Annotated in this window: 16 protein-coding genes; 4 read left to right on the top strand and 12 right to left on the bottom strand. The window is 49.6% G+C overall.

Annotated features, from left to right (window positions below; genetic code table 11):
- Positions 1–45 precede the first annotated feature (45 nt).
- The 5 genes from CS562_RS17240 to CS562_RS17220 form a co-directional block, all read right to left on the bottom strand.
- Positions 46–1419 carry an aspartate aminotransferase family protein gene (locus CS562_RS17240; protein WP_099857465.1) on the bottom strand — a complete coding sequence of 458 codons (1374 nt, stop codon included), beginning with the start codon at positions 1417–1419 and terminating at the stop codon, positions 46–48.
- 88 nt (positions 1420–1507) lie between these two features.
- Positions 1508–2584 carry an ABC transporter substrate-binding protein gene (locus CS562_RS17235; RefSeq protein ID WP_099857463.1) on the bottom strand — a complete coding sequence of 359 codons (1077 nt, stop codon included), beginning with the start codon at positions 2582–2584 and terminating at the stop codon, positions 1508–1510.
- 102 nt (positions 2585–2686) lie between these two features.
- Positions 2687–3637, bottom strand: coding sequence for an ABC transporter permease (locus tag CS562_RS17230; protein WP_257219519.1), 951 nt, complete (start codon positions 3635–3637; stop codon positions 2687–2689).
- Positions 3634–4446, bottom strand: coding sequence for an ABC transporter permease (locus tag CS562_RS17225; RefSeq protein ID WP_099857461.1), 813 nt, complete (start codon positions 4444–4446; stop codon positions 3634–3636). The genes CS562_RS17230 and CS562_RS17225 overlap by 4 nt, the downstream gene beginning before the upstream one ends.
- Entirely contained in the window at positions 4427–5242 is an 816-nt protein-coding gene (locus tag CS562_RS17220; protein WP_257219518.1) for an ABC transporter ATP-binding protein, read from the bottom strand. Before CS562_RS17220 ends, CS562_RS17225 begins: the two co-directional genes overlap by 20 nt.
- A 544-nt stretch (positions 5243–5786) precedes the next feature.
- Here CS562_RS17220 and CS562_RS17215 point away from each other — a divergent pair.
- The 3 genes from CS562_RS17215 (at position 5787) to CS562_RS33730 (ending at position 10290) form a co-directional block, all read left to right on the top strand.
- Entirely contained in the window at positions 5787–8009 is a 2223-nt protein-coding gene (locus CS562_RS17215) for a methyl-accepting chemotaxis protein (RefSeq protein WP_099857457.1), read from the top strand.
- A 119-nt stretch (positions 8010–8128) separates the two neighbouring features.
- A complete protein-coding gene (gene moaA, locus CS562_RS17210) occupies positions 8129–9130 on the top strand; it encodes a GTP 3',8-cyclase MoaA (protein WP_099857455.1) in 1002 nt (333 codons plus the stop codon).
- A gap of 323 nt (positions 9131–9453) precedes the next feature.
- Positions 9454–10290 carry a methyl-accepting chemotaxis protein gene (locus CS562_RS33730; RefSeq protein WP_076287553.1) on the top strand — a complete coding sequence of 279 codons (837 nt, stop codon included), beginning with the start codon at positions 9454–9456 and terminating at the stop codon, positions 10288–10290.
- An 87-nt stretch (positions 10291–10377) separates the two neighbouring features.
- Here CS562_RS33730 and CS562_RS17200 read toward each other — a convergent pair whose 3' ends face one another.
- Entirely contained in the window at positions 10378–10986 is a 609-nt protein-coding gene (locus tag CS562_RS17200; RefSeq protein WP_099857453.1) for a LysE/ArgO family amino acid transporter, read from the bottom strand.
- A 157-nt stretch (positions 10987–11143) separates the two neighbouring features.
- On the opposite strand from CS562_RS17200, the gene CS562_RS17195 reads away from it, so the two are divergent.
- Positions 11144–12631: an aminotransferase-like domain-containing protein gene (locus CS562_RS17195; protein WP_099857451.1), complete on the top strand. Its 1488-nt coding sequence runs from the start codon at positions 11144–11146 to the stop codon at positions 12629–12631.
- A 101-nt stretch (positions 12632–12732) separates the two neighbouring features.
- Here the strand turns inward: CS562_RS17195 and CS562_RS17190 are convergent, their stop codons facing one another.
- The 6 genes from CS562_RS17190 to CS562_RS17165 form a co-directional block, all read right to left on the bottom strand.
- The gene (locus CS562_RS17190) at positions 12733–13560 is read right to left on the bottom strand and encodes a carbohydrate ABC transporter permease (RefSeq protein ID WP_076287550.1); all 828 of its coding nucleotides are present in this window, start codon (positions 13558–13560) and stop codon (positions 12733–12735) included.
- Positions 13557–14441, bottom strand: a complete 885-nt coding sequence (locus CS562_RS17185) for a carbohydrate ABC transporter permease (protein WP_076287549.1) — start codon at positions 14439–14441, stop codon at positions 13557–13559. The genes CS562_RS17190 and CS562_RS17185 overlap by 4 nt, the downstream gene beginning before the upstream one ends.
- 78 nt (positions 14442–14519) lie before the next feature.
- On the bottom strand, positions 14520–15800 hold the full coding sequence (locus tag CS562_RS17180) for an ABC transporter substrate-binding protein (RefSeq protein WP_076287548.1): 1281 nt from the start codon (positions 15798–15800) through the stop codon (positions 14520–14522).
- A gap of 144 nt (positions 15801–15944) precedes the next feature.
- Complete coding sequence (locus CS562_RS17175) at positions 15945–17045, bottom strand: response regulator (RefSeq protein WP_076287547.1); 1101 nt, start codon at positions 17043–17045, stop codon at positions 15945–15947.
- Positions 17042–18832 carry a sensor histidine kinase gene (locus CS562_RS17170; protein WP_099857449.1) on the bottom strand — a complete coding sequence of 597 codons (1791 nt, stop codon included), beginning with the start codon at positions 18830–18832 and terminating at the stop codon, positions 17042–17044. Before CS562_RS17170 ends, CS562_RS17175 begins: the two co-directional genes overlap by 4 nt.
- 130 nt (positions 18833–18962) lie before the next feature.
- The gene (locus tag CS562_RS17165; protein ID WP_099857447.1) at positions 18963–20966 is read right to left on the bottom strand and encodes a beta-galactosidase; all 2004 of its coding nucleotides are present in this window, start codon (positions 20964–20966) and stop codon (positions 18963–18965) included.
- Positions 20967–20990: the final 24 nt, after the last annotated feature.

Below are 20990 nucleotides of genomic sequence, written 5' to 3'. Positions count from 1 at the left end.
CTATATAAATGAAGATCCTGCCTAGATTCCACTTCTCCTCCATCACTACCCTGCATCCAGACTGCGTAGTGCAGCCAGCAAACTATCAGCGATCAGGTCCAATTCTTCCTCAGTGGTGACGAACGGCGGTGAGATGGTCAAAATATTCGCAAATCCCGGCACGGTATCGCCGTTCTTGCCAATCAGGACACCGTCCTGTTTGCAGCTTGCCAGTACTTTCATGACCTTATCCGCATGAGCAGGCGAACCATCGGCTTCAATCAGCTCCACCCCGCAGGCAAAGCCAAATGTGCGGATATCTCCAACCACCGATAACTCCAGCAGCGGCTCCAGCTTATCCCGAAGCAGGTATCCAAGTTCATCAGCACGGCTGACCAGATTCTCTCGTTCCAGAATTTCGAGATTCGCCAGTGCCACGCGGCAGGATACAGGGTTGCCCCCGAATGTATTCACATGACGAAAATGTGAATCGGGTCCGGGTTCTCTGAACGTGTCATACAGATCCGCTCGAACGGCTGTCGCCGATAGTGGAGCGTACGCACTCGTCATGCCCTTTGCCATCGTGACGATATCGGGCTGCACGCCATAATTCTGATGACCGAATTTTTGCCCGGAGCGGCCAAATCCGCAGATGACCTCATCCACAATGAACAGCACCCCATAACGCTCACAAATCTCCTGCACGATACGCATGTACGCCGGAGGCGGGACAATCATGCCACCTCCTGTAATGACCGGTTCCATAATGACCGCAGCTACCGTCTCCGGCCCTTCCCAGCGAATAACCTCTTCATAGATAGTGGCGCATTCCAGTCCGCATCCCTCCTTGTTTCGTCCAAATGGACAGCGGTAGCAATAAGGAGGTGGTACATGAGAAAAGCCTACACCTAGCGGCTCGTATTTGATTTTACGGGCGGCTTGCCCGGTAGCGCCCAGTGCGCCCATGGAGTTACCGTGGTAGGCGCGGTGACGGGAGATGAATTTGTGACGGGTGGGCTCACCATTCTGGTGATGAAATTGACGGGCTATTTTGAACGCCACTTCATTGGCATCTGAACCCGAGTTGGAGAAGAAAATGCGATACTCCCCCTCCAGCCAGTCGTTTAGCTTCTCTGCCAGCAGAATCGCCGGCTCATGACTCTGGGTCATGGGCACGTACGCGAGAGCTTTCATCTGCTCATAGGCACTTCGAGCAATTTCCTCGCGTCCATGCCCGACGTTCACACACCACAGTCCCGACATCGCATCCAGATACCGTGTGCCATCCTGATCCGTGATCCAGCTGCCTTCCCCGCTAACGGCAATCATCGGATGATCATTATGAGGCGAGATGTGATGCCACACATATTTGCGATCCTTTTCCAGCCACTCTTCCTTTGTACCACCAATCGGTTGGGGTTGCTGATCCACTGAGCTCATTCGTCATCCTCCTCTCTAACCTGAACCTATGGACTTTACACTTGACCACTCCGATTGCAGTGCCCCATTCCGAACGCTCCACGCTTATTTATTTCGTCACATCCTTCACCGCTTCTTCATAGACGCTTTTCTCCAGTGCTTCGTCCAGGTTAGCGGCTTTCTTGATCAGGCCATACTTCAGGGCAATATCCGCAGTCCGGGTAAACGATTCATCCACAAAACTGCCCACCTGTTTATCCGTAAACCCTTCCGGGCGAATCAGCTTCGCAATCTCTTCCAGCATGGTCACCTGATGTTCACGGGTCGTACTGCCGTCCGTTACGTTCTTCATCACGATATCTACCGTTTCACTCTGATTGTCGATGGCGTAGTTCCAGCCTTTCAGAACGGCACGGGTCACTTTCACCGCGAGCTCTTTATTACTGTCCACCCAATCCTTCTTGGCGATCAGCGTATCCTCCAGCATGCCTACCCCGGCATCCTCAATGTTGAATACATCCAGGTCGGACTCCTTCGTCCCACTTTCAAGTACCACGTGATATTCGTTATAGATCGTTGCCGTGGCGACATCCACCTGATCGTTGAAGAACTGATCCATCGTGAAGCCCTGCTTCACCAGTTCAATATCCTTCTTTGGATCAAGGCCGTTCTTCTCCATAAAAGCGAGAACCTGAAACTGCTGACTGCCGAACCATGTGCTCACTTTCTTGCCTTTCATCTGGGCGGGATCGGTAATACCCACGGACTTCTTCGCAATCAATCGATAACTGCTCTTCTGCGAAATCTGGGCGAGGGAGACAAGCGGAAGACCGTTATCCCGGCTGACCAGCAAACTGTCCACCCCGGTGATACCCACATCGGCTGCGCCGTTAACCACCTGCTGTTCGATCACGATATCCGGGCCACCCGGAATGATCTCGGCATCAATACCTTCATCTGCAAAGAAACCTTTCTCCTTAGCGGCGTATATCCCGGCGAACTGAGCCTGAGGCACCCATTTGAGCTGAATCTTCACTTTGATTAAGGGCTGATCTGACCCTTCCGCTCCCTCCGAGCTGGCAGCAGCAGGGGTGACGGACGGCTCTGATTTTGCGGAGCACGCTCCCAGCATCGCAACGACCAACAGTACCAACACCAGAAAACCCGGTTTTAACGTTTTGTACATATACAGAACAACCCCCTGTTTATATAAGGATCTTCAATCAGGTACTGTGAAGCCTGCTTCACGAGTCAATCGATCTGTGGAAGGTTGGCATCTTAATGAGCTTTAAGGATCTGTATGTGCACGATTCCACGGGGTCAGCCGTTTCTCGGCCAGAACGACGGCTTCATACAACACAATACCGAGCACGGCGGCGATAACAATACAGGACCAGGCAAGTGGCATGTTTGCCAGTCGGATCTGATCTGAGAGCAAGTAACCCAGCCCCTGGGAGGCGATGAAAAATTCACCCACAATGGCGCCAATAATGCTGGTCGACATATTAATTTTCAGACCTGCGAAGAGGGAAGGTAGCGCATGTGGCCAGCGTAGCTTCAAGAAAAACTGCATCCTACTGGCGGCAAGACCACCCATCAGATCACTGTATTGCGGCTGAATCGAGGTCAACCCCTTGAATAAACTCACAGCCATGGCAGCCATCGTAATTACAGCCACGACGGCAATTCGGGACCAGATACCATCCCCAAACCAGTTGTTCATAATCGGGGCCAGCGCAACAATCGGAACGGCGTTCAGTGCTGACATCACGGCAACCGCCGCCCTGCCGCTCGTCGGGAAGAAGGATGCACCCGCAGCGGCCAAGGCTCCCAGCAAGGAGCCGAGCAAAAAGCCACCCAGCATCTCGGTTCCGCTATACATTGCGTATCGGAAAAGCATCTCTGCATTTTCCCTGATGGACGCTGCAATCGCTGACGGAACAGGCAATTGGTAACTTTCAAGCGAGAATAACTGATGGAACAATCGAAGCTGCCACAGGGTTAGAAATAAGGCTCCGGCAAGCCACGGCAGTAGGCCCAATCCAATTGATCTTTTGCGAACACTGCTGCCCAGCGGCCTCTGTCCGGCTTGTCCCTGATGTCCATCGATATCCGTACTTGAAGCAGATGGTACCCTAACCGAATCCGCGATAGACTCCCCAATAGATGCCGTGCTTGAGACAGCTGCCGTCGCACCCTCCTCACCTTTGCGGCTTACCATCACACGTTCATTCATCATGCAGAATGCCCTCCCTTGGCCCTGAATTCAGGCTGCCATGGGGTTAGCCAGCGCTCAGCAAGGCTGATGGCAAGATACGAGATGAGTCCAATGCCAATGCTGAGCATGATGGTTGCCCAGAACATGCCGATTTGGGCACTGCCGTAATACAAGGAGCTGACCATCAGTACGCCAAGTCCATCCGGCGCTCCCATTAGTTCCACCACAATGGAAGAAGTGACTGCAAGTGGAGCAGCTATTTTCATACCGGAAAACAGACCCGGTAGCGCAGAAGGCAGCAAACATTTGATATAACGAGCAGGCAGGGAAGCTCCACAGGAACGCATAAGCTCCAGATGCTCCGGCGCTGCACTTTTTAATCCTTTGAGTGTGTGGATGATAATCGGGAAGAACGTAACGTAAGCCGCCATTATAATTCGGGCCCACTCGGCGTTATGGATAATGCCATAGACAATGGGCGCAAGACCGATTACGGGCACCATCTGGGAAGAGATGACATACGGAGATAAGGTACGCTCCACCCAAACCGCCACACTCATGAGCAGGGCCAGCAACAGGCCTAACACAGTTCCACCGGCAAAACCAATTGCTGCATTCCCAAACGTTACGGCCCCCTGTTCAGCCAATGTGCCTGAGTAACGAAACAAGGCTGCTAGAACCTCGTGCAGATAAGGAAGACGGGATGCTGCCTGCTGGGGTGACAAGAACAAGTGGAGAATCCAGGCGATACCTTCCCACAGCAGCAATACGGACAAAATCCAGATCACTACCCAGGAGCGAAAACCCAGCTTATTGGTGTGCAGGAACATGGATTGGATCACGCTCCTCATAGAAACAATTGCGGATGGTGGTCATCATGCGGTAAAAGGCTTCGGTTTCCCTCAGCTCTCGATCCCGCTCGGCTGGCAGGTTGACGGAATGAATGGAGTGCACCTGACCGGGGTGTGCGGAAAGGACGATGATGCGGTCAGATAGAAATACGGCTTCGGGGATGCTGTGTGTAACAAAAAGGAATGTCTTGCCTGTAGATCGCTTAATATCAAGTAGTTCCAGTTGCAGCTTCTCCTTCGTGAATTCATCCAATGCGGAGAAAGGTTCATCCATAAGCAGCAATGGCGGATCAAGCGCGAGTGCACGTGCAATGGAAACGCGCTGCTGCATGCCCCCACTGAGCTGCCACGGATAATGGTCAGCAAAGCGGGTCAGCCCGACCATTTCAAGCAGTTCACCACTTATGCGGCGGCACTCCTTCCGGCTTGTGCCGAGCAGCTCCAGAGGAAGCTCCACATTGTGGCGTACCGTGCGCCAATCGAACAGAGCTGGAGTCTGGAAGACAATACCGAACTGGCGCTGCAACCGCGCCCGCTCTGGTTCTTCCCCGGCAACCCAGATACTGCCTGTCGTTGGCTGGAGCAAATCGGCTACGAGTCGCAGCAGTGTGGACTTGCCACACCCCGAGGGGCCAAGCAGAGAGACAAATTCATTGGAATGGATTTGAAACGAAACGTCGGACAGGGCGGTAACTTGTTGCGCTCCACTGCCAAATACAACGGACACGTGATCCAGCTCAATATGGCAGGTGTCGGGGACGATGATTGAGGACATGGGCATTCTCCTTTTCGCGGGAAGCTCGCAATCTTTTCACACCAAGGCTGAATGGAAGGTTTATATACACGAACGTAACAGGTTTTGCTTGTTAGGTAATACTATATATCTTTGGGCGGGGATTACATTATACAGACTGTTTTGAGTATGGGCCTGTTCATGTTACACATTGTAAAATGATACCGATTCTCAGTCCTAAACATGTCAATGTCCGTGTATGTTATCTTACATCTGCTTCACTCACACAGAACTCTTGTAATATCCAAGTAAAGGCGCATAATCATTTGTATTTATTGAATAAATATTCGGAAAATATGACATATACCCTCGTATTCTTGTTGATTTTCTTGTATAAACATTGATAACAGCATTTTGCAAAATGCTCATATAGAAGGACGTGAAATCTCGCCCCGATACGGTGTCTGGTTCTGGGATCATGAAGGCGGTGTCATTGATTCCCGTCCACCACCCATAGTGGCTGGATAATCGCGTTTCCGAACAGTCTCGCAAAAGATTTTTAAAATCAGAAATCGGGGTGGTCCGTATGTTTGATTGGCTGGGATGGAGAAAAGGGTGGCCGCTGTGGCGGTCGTATCGGTTGAATGAAAATATGAAGCAAGACGTAGAGGAAATCTTTGAGGGCATCGCCGAGACCCGGCGGCAGCTCTTGATGGATTGGGCTGAGGAGCAGTGGAATCATCTGGATCGATTGCTTCAGCAGGTACGAGCTGTTCATCCGCAAGGTATGTTACAAGGCACAGAAGATGTACACGGATTGGAGGTATGGTTCTCAGCAAGTTATGTACGCGCTACGGATTGTACTGAGCTTTTTATGCTTAACGAGCAAAATCAGGTTGTATTTTCTACATATAAGAAACATATTGGACAAGTCTACGAAGATGGAAATGCTTTGATCGGGCCAGGATTAAGGTATACCCAAGCGGATATCAACGGACAAAAGTGCCTGTTTGGACCTTATTCTGATCCGCTCACACTAGAAATTGGACCACGTTCTTCCACGTTTCACGATGATGTAACCTTGACGTTTATCGTACCGATCATGGAAAACGGCCGTTACATCGGTTCCCTGTGCAGTCGTGTGCCTAATGATGTATTGGGCGATCTGATCCAGCGTGAATCAGGCCACATCTACCCTGATTCGGGGGATAATTATCTTTTTATGGCTGAATCAAAACTGCGGCCCACGCTTCAACCCGGGACTGCCCTGTCCCGCAGCCGCTTCGAGGATCATACATTCACCCATGGGGAGAATCTGAAAGACGGCGTAACCACCGAATGGGGCGTTGTATCTGTTAAAGAACATACCGAATTGGAACTGATGTTTACCGATCCTTCCACCAACGAACTTCATCCTGGTGTAGCGAATACCATTCGCAATGGCTCCAATCTGTTTGTGGCTTTTCCAGGTTATTCGGACTATCGTCATATTTCAGTTATTGGTAAAGGCATCACGTTCCAGCTCCCCCATTGTCCGGATCTGTGGGGCATGATGTGTGAAGGCGATCTGGAGGAAGTTTATCGTATACGCAGCATTGGCTGGCGCCAATTCAAGCAGCACAGCTTATACATCCTGTTGTCAGGCATTGCAGGAGCAGCACTTGTATATGGGCTGACTGGAAGTGCATGGAGCGCAGCAGCCATCGCTGCCTTTAATATCATCTATGGATTTCTGACCGCAAACCAGCTGCAACGGAAACATGTTCAACGGGTCCATGAGGATTTGCGCCGCATTAGCCGATTTATTCGAATTAACGCAGAAGGCAAGGGCGATCTGACCCAGCGTCTGGATACGTCGGCTTTTGCCCAGGATGAATCAGGTGAACTGGCGAAATGGATCAACAATATGATTGACTCTCTGGAAGGAATTATGCTCAAAGTACAGCTTGCCACCGTGGATGTGATGAACAACCAGCACCAAATGCGGACGTCAACGGAAACTACACAGGGAACAACCGAACGTGTAAATCTCAAACTTGGCTCCATGATTCAGGGGATACGCAAGCAGCTTGAGGATCTGGATCAGGCCAAAGTAGCCGCCGACGAAATGCGCCTCACCCTTCAGCAGCTTGAAGTGTCTGCCACCGAGCAGATTGACGTTGCCCGTCAGGAAGTGGAGCGTATCGGAGACAAAATGACCCAGATCTCGGGAGCCGTGTCCGACACCAACCATACGATTTTATCCTTTATGGCGACCATGCAGGATATCTACCGCGCACTTGCTGTCATTGATGAAATTTCGGCACAGACCAATCTACTCGCACTGAATGCTTCCATTGAAGCAGCTCATGTTGGCGAACACGGACGTGGATTTGCCGTCGTTGCTGGTGAGATCCGCAAGCTGGCCGAATTATCCCGTTCCTCCACGGAAGATATTCATCAGATTCTGGATAATATCTCTGTAGCGGCAGGAGCAGCCTCGCAATCCATCAAGGAAGGCGATCAGGTGCTGGCTGAAGGCACCACGCTTGTTCAGGCTGCTTCGCAGTTACTCCAAAGTGCGACGGCTGAAGAACCTCAAAGAACACAGGTTGTGGATCAGGTCGTGGTATTGATGGAGAATATCGCTGCCATCAGCCACAAAAATCGTTCCACGTCTTCGGAGGTGGAAGCCGAGATGGTCGAGCTTATTAACGACATGCTGCACGTTCAGCATTCATCGCACAATGTGGAAGCCATCACGGTCTTCTTGCAGCAGCTTGTCGGACAATTCCAACTGACCCATCCCGATAAAAACGCGATTATCTGAGGTCATCATTGACGCGGATTGGAGAAATAGCTAAAATTTGATGCAACTGTTCGTTTAGATATTGTCGGTTCATTTCATATAGAAGCTTACCAATTTGAATCAATGAAAGGGTGGTCTGCATGGAAATGCTCCAGGATTCTTTTGGCAGAATACATGACTACATCCGTATTTCTGTTACGGACCGCTGTAATTTGCGTTGTGTGTACTGTATGCCCGAAGAAGGCATGGAATTTGCCCCGCATGACCAAATTATGAGCTACGAGGAAATCGCACAGGTACTCAAAGTGCTAGCTCCAATGGGAATGCGCAAAGTCCGTCTGACCGGAGGCGAGCCTCTGGTACGGAAAGATCTGCATCAACTCGTAAGTATGATCTCGGCCATTGACGGGATTGAAGATATTGCGTTAACTACCAATGCATTGCTGCTGGACAAACAGGCTCAGGCCCTTAAGGACGCCGGACTGAACCGGATTAACATCAGTCTGGATTCCCTGCAAGCGAGCCGTTTCTCCATGATTACTCGCGGCGGGGATGTAAATAAGGTGCTGAAAGGCATTGAAGCCGCCACGGCAGTTGGACTTGCTCCGATCAAGCTGAATGTCGTCTTAATGAAGGGCATCAATGATGATGAGATCAAAGATTTCATTGCCATGACCATAGATCAGCCACTGCATGTGCGCTTCATTGAATATATGCCGATTGGGCAGGCTTCAGATTCATGGCGCAAATCGTATTTGCCGCTGGAAGCAGTCACCGATGTATGCGCGGAGGCTGGCTGGACGGTGGAAAGTACGGCAGGTCCGGCAGGTAATGGTCCATCACGAAACATGAAGATTGCCGGTTCACAAGGAACATTTGGATTGATCCATCCGGTCAGTGATCACTTCTGTGATAACTGCAACCGACTCCGCCTGACAGCAGACGGGCATATCAAAGCTTGTCTGTACTGGTCGGATGAATACAATGTTCGCCGCTTCGTAGATGCCCCCGATGCTATGGCAGCTCTTTTCCTCAAGGCTCTTGGCACCAAACCGAAGAATCATGAAATGGCGCTTGCTCTGGAGAAAAAAATGCAAAGTCATACACCGACGGTACGACGCATGTCCCAGATTGGCGGATAGGCAAGCGTTATCTGGTGGGTAACACATCCATATTTATGTGCATCAGAGCAGGCAGATATAACAAACGTAAGCACCCGATATACTTCACAAAATACAGCCATTATCGATGTACTAAAAGCTGCTGAGGTCAGATGATCCTCAGCAGCTTTTTTATCATGTATTCTTCTTTTGTCTAACCTTGTTGATCAATTTTCCTGATCCCAAAATTAAAATAAAATTAATCTGCTATTTGCCCTCTTTAGGCCTTCAAGAATGACGCAATTCTGACGATGAATATACAATACATCACGATCATACGCACACATATATAGGAGTTGATCCAATTGAATATTGTTGAAGCACTTGTTGCAGCAAGCCCGTATTTTAAAATCATGCTCAAGGAAAATGATTTGATGATTGCTGTTACCGATATGGAGCAGTTCCGGTATTACGTACGGAGCGAAGATCTTGATCTGGGTATCAAGGCTGGAGATCCGATCTCGCTTGAAGATCCTACACTACGCCGGGCACTTATCCATGGTGAGACTTCAGCCAATCGTATTGAAGCGCATCATTACGGGACTCCCATTAACTCTGCGGCTACCCCGCTTCGCGATGAAGCAGGCCAGATCGTAGGCGCATTGGCCATTGGATTTTCACTCAAAAACGAGGAAAAACTGGGGCACTTCACCGAATTGATCGGGGAAATCAGCGGTAAGTTAACCGATATGGTTCAGACCGTAGCGGCTCAATCCCAGCAACTGACCGCTTCATCTTCACAGATTTTGGACAACACACGGATGGCGGTGCAAAATTCCAGTGAAGTCACCAAGGTCGCTTCATTCATTCGTGAAATTTCGGAGCAGACGAACCTGTTGGGTCTGAATGCTGCCATTGAGGCAGCACGAGCAGGAGAAGCTGGAGCCGGCTTTGGCGTTGTTGCTACCGAAGTACGCAAATTATCCACCGGAACCAAAGAAGCTACAGTGAACATTGAACGCTCCTTGAAGGAAGTACAGCATTCCATTCGTCAGATGGAACAGGAGATTACATCCATCGCCCAATCCAGCAACCAGCAGGCCGAACTCGTCACCGAGTTCAGCGAGGTGATTGATCAACTGAACAATGCATCTCAGGATCTCAAAGCTTTTATTGAATCCATGCTATTGAAGGCAGAATAAGATAGAATACTCATTTGGCGCATTAACTATAAGGCCAGCATATAAACAATCCCCACACGTTTACCGTGAGGGGATTCTTTTCTATTTTTACGATACGATCAGCTTCCACAGCATCATGCCTGCCATTCCGACCATGACTACAGCAGACAATCGATTGAAGAAAATACTGATCCGGCCTGTACGATCTGTTCTACCTACTAGCCTGCCTGCACCTGCCAGTCCCAGAAACCATACCCATGATACCACTGCCGCCGTTATTGCAAAATAAAAGCGTGCCACCCCCTCGTATTGAAGTGAACTGGTGCCGATTACGGCTACCGTGTCCAGCAGGGCATGTGGGTTAAGTAAGGAAACGGAAGCAGCAAAGGCAATCTGTCTTCCCGCAGACAGCACTGCTGCTGAACTATTCGCAGGCCCGGAAGACTTCCAAATGCTCCATGCCATATAGAGCAAAAACACACTCCCTCCTGCATACAATACATTCGCCAGCACCGGCCATTGCAGTAAAATGAGGGACACCCCTCCGACGGCTGCTCCAATCAACAACGTATCACTGAGTCCTGCGGTTACTATCGCTGGCAGCGCCCGTGCATAACTTCGCTGACTCATGCCCTGATTAAAAATAAACACATTTTGTACACCGAGTGGCAAAATCAGGCCAAACGCCAGCACCACCGCGTGAATAATTACCCCCATCGTTCATCCCCCTTAGATATGTCTCCATAGTAGTAGAGATAACGTCAGGCGTAACCAACCACTTGGATGGCACTGGACCCAACCAAATGATATAGTGTTCAAAATAAGAGAAAACATAAATCCCATCACTCATTCTATAAAGGAGGCAAACCTGCCCATGAATCGTTCTGATTCTCGACAGGGGGGCAGCTGGAAGCCGGACCCCTCCCATTCCCTACCTCTGTACCGACAGATTGAAGTCTATATCAGCGAGAAAATTACTGCCGGCGAATGGACAGCAGGGTATCGGCTTCCTTCCCAACGAACATTGGCTCAATCCATGGGTGTGAACCGCAGTACGCTGGTCACTGCATTGGAAAATCTGGCCGCCGCAGGCATGATTGAAGGCAGACATGGAGGCGGAACATATGTCTGTGGCTCTGGCTGGCATGCGCTGGCTCACGGAGCCCTGCCCAACTGGGAGGAAGCCATCGAAGAAGGCTGGTATTACCCCAATCTGCCAGAGGTACAGCAGATTAACCGGGCTGAGTTCCAGCCAGGCATCATCAGGCTTGGTACAGGTGAGCTTGCACCTGAGCTGATGCCCCAGGAGGCTTTTAACGACATCCTCCATGCTCTATCCAGTCGTTCTCGTACACTAAACTACCTCGAACCTCAGGGTAGTCTGGAGCTCCGTCTGGCATTGTCCGTTTACTTGCAAGCAAGAGGCATCCAAGCCTCCCCTGACTCCATTCTGATCGTATCCGGCTCTCTCCAGGCACTGCACCTTATTTCAGTTGGGCTTCTGCCCCGCGGATCGGCAGTCCTGCTGGAAAAACCATCTTATCTGTACTCCATTCATGCCTTCCAATCGGCAGGATTGAAAATGAGTGGCATTCCGATGGATGCCGAAGGAATACACACTCCGCGTCTGGAAGATGCCGTACAGAACAATGCAAACAGGGACAGCATCTCGCTGCTCTACACGATTCCGAGCTTCCACAATCCTACCGGCTCCGTCATGAGTGACAGCCGCCGGGAAGAACTGCTCGCCACAGCGCGGAACACCGGCATCTCCATATTGGAGGATGCCGCCTACAGCGACCTGTGGCTGGACGAGCCCCCGCCGCCATCGCTGAAGGCGCGTGATAAAGAAGGACGGGTGCTGCACATGGGCACCTTGTCCAAGGCGGTCAGCCCCGGTCTGCGCCTCGGCTGGCTAGTTGGGCCGGAGCCGGTCATCCGTCGCCTCGCAGACATCAAGATGCAGACGGATTATGGCACTAGTTCCCTCGCTCAGGAGGCTGCTGCACTCTGGTTTGCCGATGGATACCACGAGCAGCATATGGATCGCCTGCGGCCAGAACTGCGCAGACGCAGAGACTTTATGCTTGAACTTCTGCAACGCGATTTCAGTGAACTCGCCGAGTGGAGCGTACCTGCCGGAGGCTTTTATATCTGGCTCCGATTCACCACCAGTCCTCTCTCCATTCGCGAACTGTTCCATGCCTGTCTGGAGAACCATGTGCTGATTCATCCGGGTTATCTCTATGACCGTCTGGATGCAGAGCACATTCGTCTGTCCTATGCCTATGCTTCACCGGATGAGATGGAGCGTGGTCTGCACTTGCTGGTACAGGCAGTCAAGAAACTGATGTCATCATAAAATGAAAGAACCGCCTTGATCGGAAGGAATGACATCCCTCAGATCAAGGCGGTTCTTTTGAGTTTTTGTATTAATAAGTCTAGATCGCAGGCGGGTTTTCCTTACCCTTTTACCGCACCTTCTGCAATACCCTCCATGATGAACTTTTGGAAGAACGCATAGATGAGAACCACCGGAATCGCGGTAAGTACTAGGGAGGACAGAATCAACGGCCATTCCTTATTGTACTCGCCAAACAGCATGTTCGTGGACAGAATCAGCGTATAACGATTCACATCCGTCAGCATGAGCAGCGGCAACAGGAAGTCATTCCAGATCCATAGGAAGTCCAAGATGGCGATGGTGACCGTAATTGGCAGCAACAGTGGGAAGATGATCTGGAAGAACGTCTGGAACTCATTACATCCATCCATCTGTGCCGATTCTTCCAATTCACGCGGGATGGACTTAACAAACCCGTGATACAGGAAGATCGCCATGTTCACACCAAGTCCGATATAGATCAGGGCCAATCCGTATGTGCTTCCTTGGACATGAAGTCCTTTGGCAACCCGTGTCAGCGGAATCATGATCGAGTGAAATGGAACGAGCATGGATGCCACGAACAGGAAGAAAATCAGGTTGCTCAATCTGCCTGAAGTACGCGACAGCTTGTAGCCGGCCAATGAAGCGCAGAATACAATACCGCCAATCCCCAGGAAGGATACAATCGCCGAGTTCAAGGAGCTGCCCAGTAGATTGATTTTGTGAAATGCATCCGAGTAGTTTTCCCAATGAAATGTTGTTGGGAGAGCTATAAAGGACTGGAACATTTCGCCTTGTGTTTTGAATGAGTTCACAATCGCCATGTAGATTGGCAGCATTGCGACGAGGGAGCCCAGCACCAGCAGCAGTCGAATAAGGTAGCTGTTAATTCGTTGCATCCTCATGCTTCCACCTCTTTCTTCTTCATCACCGTAATCTGAATGAGCGTGAAGATGAGCACGATGACGAATAACACAACCGACTTGGCACTGGCATATCCGTATCTAAAATTGTTGGAGAATGCCTCTTCATAGATATTCATCGTAATGACCTGAGTGGCTCTGCCTGGACCGCCACCTGTCAGACCGTACACAACTTCAAATACTTTGAAGGCACCGTTCAGTGTCAGGAAGAAACAGATTGTAACGGCATGAGTAATCATTGGCAATACGACATTACGCAGTACCTGGAACGCGTTGGCTCCATCAATAACAGCCGCTTCCTTCAGACTCTTCGGCACACCCTGGAGTGCAGCCAGATAGATGATCATCATGTACCCCACACCATTCCAAAGCGATACGATCAGGATGGAGTAGAATGAAAATTTCGGATCACCCAGCCACTGTTGGTCCAAAAAGGAGACCGCCAACTTCTCGGCCAGCTGCGGCAGCACCTGGGAGAAAATGAATGTCCACATAAAGGCGCTGATGATCGTACTGATCATGTTCGGCATGAAAAACAGGGTCCGGAATAACCCCTTGCTGCGCGTCCGTGTCTCAATGAACACGGCGAGCAGCAAGGCAATTCCATTTTGCAGAATCAGCATAAACACCACATATTTTAACGTGAACCATAGGGAATTCAGAAAGTCGGGATCTTCCTTGAACAGCTCCACGAAGTTTCCCAAACCGATAAAACTATAATCCCGGTTCAGACCATTCCAGTCCGTCAAGCTGTAGAACAAGCCGCTAAATGTAGGATACAGCAGGAAAATGGCATAGATGATAAAGGCAGGCGCAGTGAACGCTAGCAGCGACAGATACTTCTTGAATACATTCGTAGCCATTGGTTCTCCCCCTTTTCACTATAAGCAGACTCGCGGAAACGGGGGAACGAAGACCGTTCTGCCAGCCGTTTCATCTGCTTACTTGTTGACTTTGTTGTAGGATTTCCACGCCTTGTCGAGCGCATCAATCACCTGCTGCTGATCCAGTTGTCCGGAGTAGTAACCTTGCAGCGCTTTGCCTGATTCATCCTTAACCGCTTGAGGAATGGATGGATCCTGATACGCTTTGCCTTCATTAACATATTTCAGGGCATCGTCTACCCAAGGGAAACTTTTGAAGTCATGAATTTTGGCAACCGGATTGAATTTCAGTGCTTCGTAGAATGCACTTGAATCCTTGTCATCGAGAACATAGTTTACGAAGTCGAGTGCCACTTCCTTGTTTTTGCTGGAGGAAGATACGGCCAGTGAAGTCGATGTGCTCAGGTTGATTTTGGTATCATCCGGGTTGTCATTGATCGGCAGTGGAGCTACGCCGAAGTTGATATCCGGATTGGACTTCAGGATGGTTTCTGCGAACCAAGGTCCTTGAATCCACATTGCTGCTTTGCCTGTTGCAAAGGCTGCCGATCCATCATCGCCGCCCACTTCGAGTGCTTTCTCCGTTCCATTGGCATTGACGAGATCGAAGATGTCGAACAAGGATTTCATATCCGAGAAAGAACCTTGATCCTGATTCATCTTATCCAAGAAGTCTTTATGTTCTGACTGAGTCAGTGCACCTACTGTAAGTGGCAAGAAGAGTTGTGGAATCCAGGCCTCTTTGTAGGACAGTTCAAACGGTGTGATGTTGGCTGCTTTCAGCTTTTCTACGACCGCTTTCATTTCCGTCAAGGTGGTAGGAACCTCTAGCCCCTGCTCTTTGAAAATATCCTTATTGTACAGGTATCCCCAAGACAACGTTTCCAAAGGAACGGCCACGACTTTACCCGACGCATCCGTTACGGAAGGCTTAACGGAATCCAGTAATTTATCGACAAAAGGTTGACCCGACAGATCTTCCAGATAACCCGCTTTGCTGAACGGTGGGATTTCATTGACCGCATGAAGTGCGAACACGTCCGGTGCATCATTGGAGGCAAGTCGTGTTTTCAGAATCTGCGGCGCATTATCTGCTGGCGGCATCTCCAGTTGTACATTAACCTCAATATTCTTTTCGGCTTTCTCCTTGGCTTTGAACTGTTCTATATATTTATCGTAATGTTCTTTCAGCCGCGGCTGTGCAATGAATACTTTGAGGGACACCGTACTGCCCGATGCAGTCCCCTCCTCCTTACCATCCGTACCCGCATTGGAACCGCAGCCTGCGAGCAGAACACTCACAAGTACCGCACTTGCTACGCTTTTCCATACTTTCATCTCTTATGACCTCCCGGTGTAACTGGTTTGTCTTTCATAGGATCATTATATATCACGAAATGAAAGCGCTTCATTGGACATTATTAGACTCGTTTATTGGATTATTTTAAACCTTAATCCAATAGTAAACTCTCTGTGAATGAATTATTTAGGGCTGTTACCTGATATTCGAGGTTGTCCCTTTCGCATCTCTCCAGGTGAAACCCCGAAGTGTTTCTTGAACACCCGGTAAAAGTACGATACATCCTCATAACCCGTCATCTCGGCAATATGTTTGAATGGAATCTGATCATCGAGCACCCATTCCTTGGCTCTTGCCATGCGTAACTGGACAATATAGTCGGTCACATTCACGTTATATTCTTTTTTGAACACCTTGCTGAGATATTCTTTGCTGACAAAAAAGATCTGAGCAAGCTGCTCCAGCGTAATCATCTCCATGCAATGCTGCTCGATGTATTGCTTCACCTCATCCAGGTTCAGCTTGTTCTTGAATTTGCGCTGCGCAATCAGCTGCTCCAACGAAGTATAATAAGGCGCTGATATCCAGTCCACTGCCGATGTGATGGACGCCAGAGCAGTTGGCGGCGGGAGTACAGCTGCTACAGGTTGCTCGCATAAGCCGTTGGAAACACAAAGCTCGCCCAGCAGCGTCTGCAATTCATATGCGATCCGCCCCAGCTGTTGCGGTCTTCGGATATCACTGGTATCAAGTCGGTGCTCCAGCTGCCCGAACAGCTCATGCAATCCCTGAACGTTCAAGTCGTTAAAACGTAGGCGTGCCTGCTGCTGGAACAACGAGAACTCGCCAGAAAAAGCGGAAGGATAAGGTTCCCATGACTCCGGCCCGGACTCGGTCTTTTCCAATTCACGTTTACACTTGGCCAGAACGTTATTCAATTCATCGGGATTTACCGGCTTGAGCAGATAATCAGCGGCACGGTGACGAATCGCATGTTTCGCATAATTGAAATCATCATATCCACTAACCACAATCACTTTGATATGCGGATATTGTGCACTTAGCGTCTGGAGCAGTTCCACCCCGTCTTTACCCGGCATACGCATGTCTGTAATGATAATATGGGGCTGATGCTGCTCGACCAACCGGATCGCCTCTCCGCCATCCTCTGCCTCACCTGTTACCACCATGCCAAGCTCATCCCACGTGCCCAAATTGCGCAAAATATCTCTGTTCCATGGCTCATCGTCCACTAATAGCACTCTATAATGATCTTTGTTCACGTGATCTCGCCTCCTGTATGGCAAGGAATTCGAACAGTGACACTCGTTCCCTGTCCTTCCCCACTCTCCATGTTCATACCGTATGCAGGCCCAAAGTGCATCACGATGCGTGATGCGGCATTGACCAGGCCAATGCTGGTGCTCGAGCTCCATACTCTGTCTCCTTGCTGGGACAGCTTGGACAGTCTCGATTGCATCTCGGCCAACCTTTCTTGATCCATGCCCACCCCATTATCGGAAATGCGGATGGTTACCTCATGATCTAGCCGGACAACTTGAATGTTCAATTTCCACTCTCCCTGCTTTTTCTCCAGACCATGGACAAATGCATTCTCCACAATCGGTTGCAGGGACAACTTCGGAATGTAGCAGTCACTGAGCCCGCCTTCAATCTCCAGTTTATATTCAAGTCTGCTGCCAAAACGCTGCTTCTGGATGAGCATATAATGCTCCAGTTGGTCCAATTCGGACGGCAATGGCACGAGACCATCCGGCGCTCTGACAATATAACGGAACATCTCACTCAATGCACGAATAACTTTGTAACTGTCTGCCGGCTTCTGTGAGTACACCATACCTCCGATCATCTGCAGCGTATTTTGCAGAAAATGCGGATGAATCTGAGACTGAAGCGCTTTGAGCTCGGCCGTCTGTTTCTCAAGATTCATGAGGTAGTTATCCCGGATATGCTCCCGAATGCGACTTGCCATACCATGCAGATTTTTCTCCAGCAGGCCAATCTCATCCACCCGACCACTGCGGACCACTTCCTTGTCCTTGATCAACTGGATTCCTTTCATGGAATTCGCCAGTCTGACAATCGGTTTAGATGTTCGCCAAGCCACAAATGCTGCCAACAACACCGAAACCACGGTAGCCAGCCCACCTACAACAAGACCATATTTCATCGTTTCCAGTGCACTCTCATTGATAACATGGGAAGGAACAATTTTGATCAGACGCATCCCTGACGGATCAATGGCATGATAGAATACATATTCCTTGGCTGTTCGAATGAAGCCGGAACTGTCCTTCGTAGCTGCAAGCTTTTCCAGTGCCTCTGCTGAAGGCTGTATCTCCTTGTTTGGCTGATAAACCGGGCTTCCTGTACTATCCGCGATGTACACCGCATAATCGCCCCGGCTGTCCAGCAATTCCAGCGTTTGATTGAATTCGGCCCACTTGACTTCCAGACTGATTGCGCCGATCTGCGCCTGATCCTCAAAACGGTTCATGCTGCGGGTCATATGAAACTTTTCCGGATCATTCGAATCATTAATAATCGTAAAGTCCTTATGCTGCTCAAAAAGTTCATGGTATGCCGCAGGAATGTCCGGGACCGATCGAATTCGGCTTTCCATTGAGTTGAAGGTGAACAGCGTGTCCAGTTCCTTCAGGTATAATTCCACGCCAAAAACATAGTTACCAGCTGAATAATATACACTGTTCAGCATGTTGAACATAGCCTTCTGCTCATCGAATCGACTGGCAGCTGGAGCATCCTGATTCAATGCCAAATACTGATGCAGCTCATCACTGATCTGAATGGAATAGATGAGATTGTTCATCCGCGCGAATTGTTCACCCAAATAGATGGAGGCCCAATTCATATTCGCACGGTTGGTCTCCATGACCTCTTCTTCCATGGAAGAACGGGTATTTTCGGCTGCTACAACTGTCATGGCAATTACGGGCAGAATGGCCAGAAACGTCATGGTGAGGATTAATTTGTTGCGAATGCTGCGTTTGAACGGATCAGTAAGCTTCCGATATAATTCGGTAAACACGAGGCATCCACTCCTGAGCTATGAGCTAAAATAAGATAAACGCCCCAGCATGAAGCCGAGGGCGCTTTGGTCTTGGTATTCTTTTTATAATCATTGAAAACAGACTTGTCAATTCATTTATGATTTCCCATTATTGCTCAATAATGCAGAACCCCCATGGTTCAAGCACCATATTCTGCCCTCCGGACACCGCTGTTCCTGCCAAAAGTTCCGTTCCGTCCCCGTAAGCATATACGAACGAAGTCGCCTGATCGGAGTAGTTAAAGAAATACCGAATCGTATTCCCTTGCTCATTCACTCCGTTCTTAACGATAATTGGAAAAGCCAATTCCTGATCGGTTCCCCACAGTCCGGCTTCCTTCATGACACGCTCCAACACGTTGCGGATCACCGCGGAGCTGGTATAACATCCAACGTACGTTGCTTTGCCCTTGCCATAGGCATTCTGGGTAATTGCCGCATATTCTCCCCAATGAGGATGATCATACCAGGCCAGCACTTCTGCAGTTGTTGGTGTAATCAGTTCCATCCAGGTGTGAATCTGATTCTGTTCCTCTCCAACCTCGAACGGATCATCTCGAAGCGACACATTTTTCGGCTCAACGAACAGGTTGTAACTGATGCCACAAGCCTCACTGATCAGTCCAGGCTGGCGGGTAGAGCGGACCTTAATATGCTCATTGGCGAATCCGCTCTTGAAGGAGTAAACGACATGCCCACCATCCTGTACAAATTGGTTCAGCCTCTCAAGCAAGGCATCAGAAGCTGCGTACAAAGCAGGCACAACGATCACATCATAGCCTTCATAACTCTCCACGGACGGATCAATCAGATCACAGCCAATATTCATTTTGTATAATTCGTCATACATCCAGCGGATAACGTCGTTGTATTTTTTGTCACTCGTAAAATTAAATCCGAACCACTTGATCGACGTCAACGCCTCATTGCTGAACAGCACAGCTACCCGATTCGTTTTCTTCAAATTCACCAGTTGCGGGCTAAGTCTGGCAAAATCCCTACCGATTGTTTTGGCCTCATTGTAGACCGGATTCGGTTCAAAATCATGGCTCAGCAACCCTTTCCAATACGTCTCGAACGAATTATGCAAGGAATGCCAGTGCCAGTAAGCAACCATGTTTGCTCCCGAGGCCAGGTGGCTAAACGCCTGAAGGCGAAGCTGTCCCGGATAGGGAACCCAATGCCAGAAAGCCTGCGCTTCCGTCTCCAGTACAAGATAGTTCGATTGTTTGGTGGAACGTGCCACGTCACCGCCGAATGAAATCTCAATGCCGGTCAGATCATCCTGCGACGGATGGTAGATGTCCACACTAGTGATATCAAAAGGTTTGGATGCGGCAAAATGGTCCACATCCCCCTGAATGCCGTACGAGTATCCACGCCAGTCGAAGTCAAAGTTCTGGGTGACAAACTGACCTTCCTGTTTGTACTCGTTTACAATTCCGACCTGCCACGCCAGAAAGTTGGTTACCAGTTGGCGCTGGAATTTGGCAAATTCAGCTCCCAGACTGCCGTTGATTGTACCAACAACAGACGGGAAGTCCTCCCAGCTATTGATACGGTTACTCCAATAGTCGAGACCAAATTCCTTGTTCAGATCATCCAATGAGCTGAACTTGTTACGCATATATTTGACGAATTGCAATTGTACATTATCTCCGGCAGTGTTGTAATGCTTCGTTTCGTTATCCGTCTGATAGCCAATCACGGCAGGGTGTTTGCTGACACGGGAGATCAGCTTGCGAATGATGCGTTCCGCGTAGAACAGATATGTTGGATGTGTGATATCCATGATCTGCCGTGCTCCATATTTTCCCGGTCCCTGTGCCGTTGTTGCCAGAACATCTGGGTGCTCCTTGACCATCCACGTCGGAACAGCATACGTAGGTGTACCCACAATAACCTGAATGCCCGCTGCATGCATGGCATCCAGTACACGATCTACTGAGGAGAAGTCGAATACGCCATTCTGTGGTTCATGCGTACTCCAGGTTGATTCCGCAATCCGCACCACGTTGATGCCTGCATCTTTCATCATCTGAATATCCTTGTCCAATCGCTCATAAGGCATATATTCGTCATAGTAGGCTACCCCGTACAATAACTTGTCCATGTTAAAATCCCCTTTTCATCCGGA

The sequence above is a fragment of the Paenibacillus sp. LK1 genome (genome assembly GCF_002750415.1).
In the GTDB taxonomy this organism is placed as follows: domain Bacteria; phylum Bacillota; class Bacilli; order Paenibacillales; family Paenibacillaceae; genus Paenibacillus; species Paenibacillus taichungensis.
The sequence above is the reverse complement of the archived record's forward strand: the minus strand, read 5'-3'. Positions and strand labels throughout refer to the sequence as shown.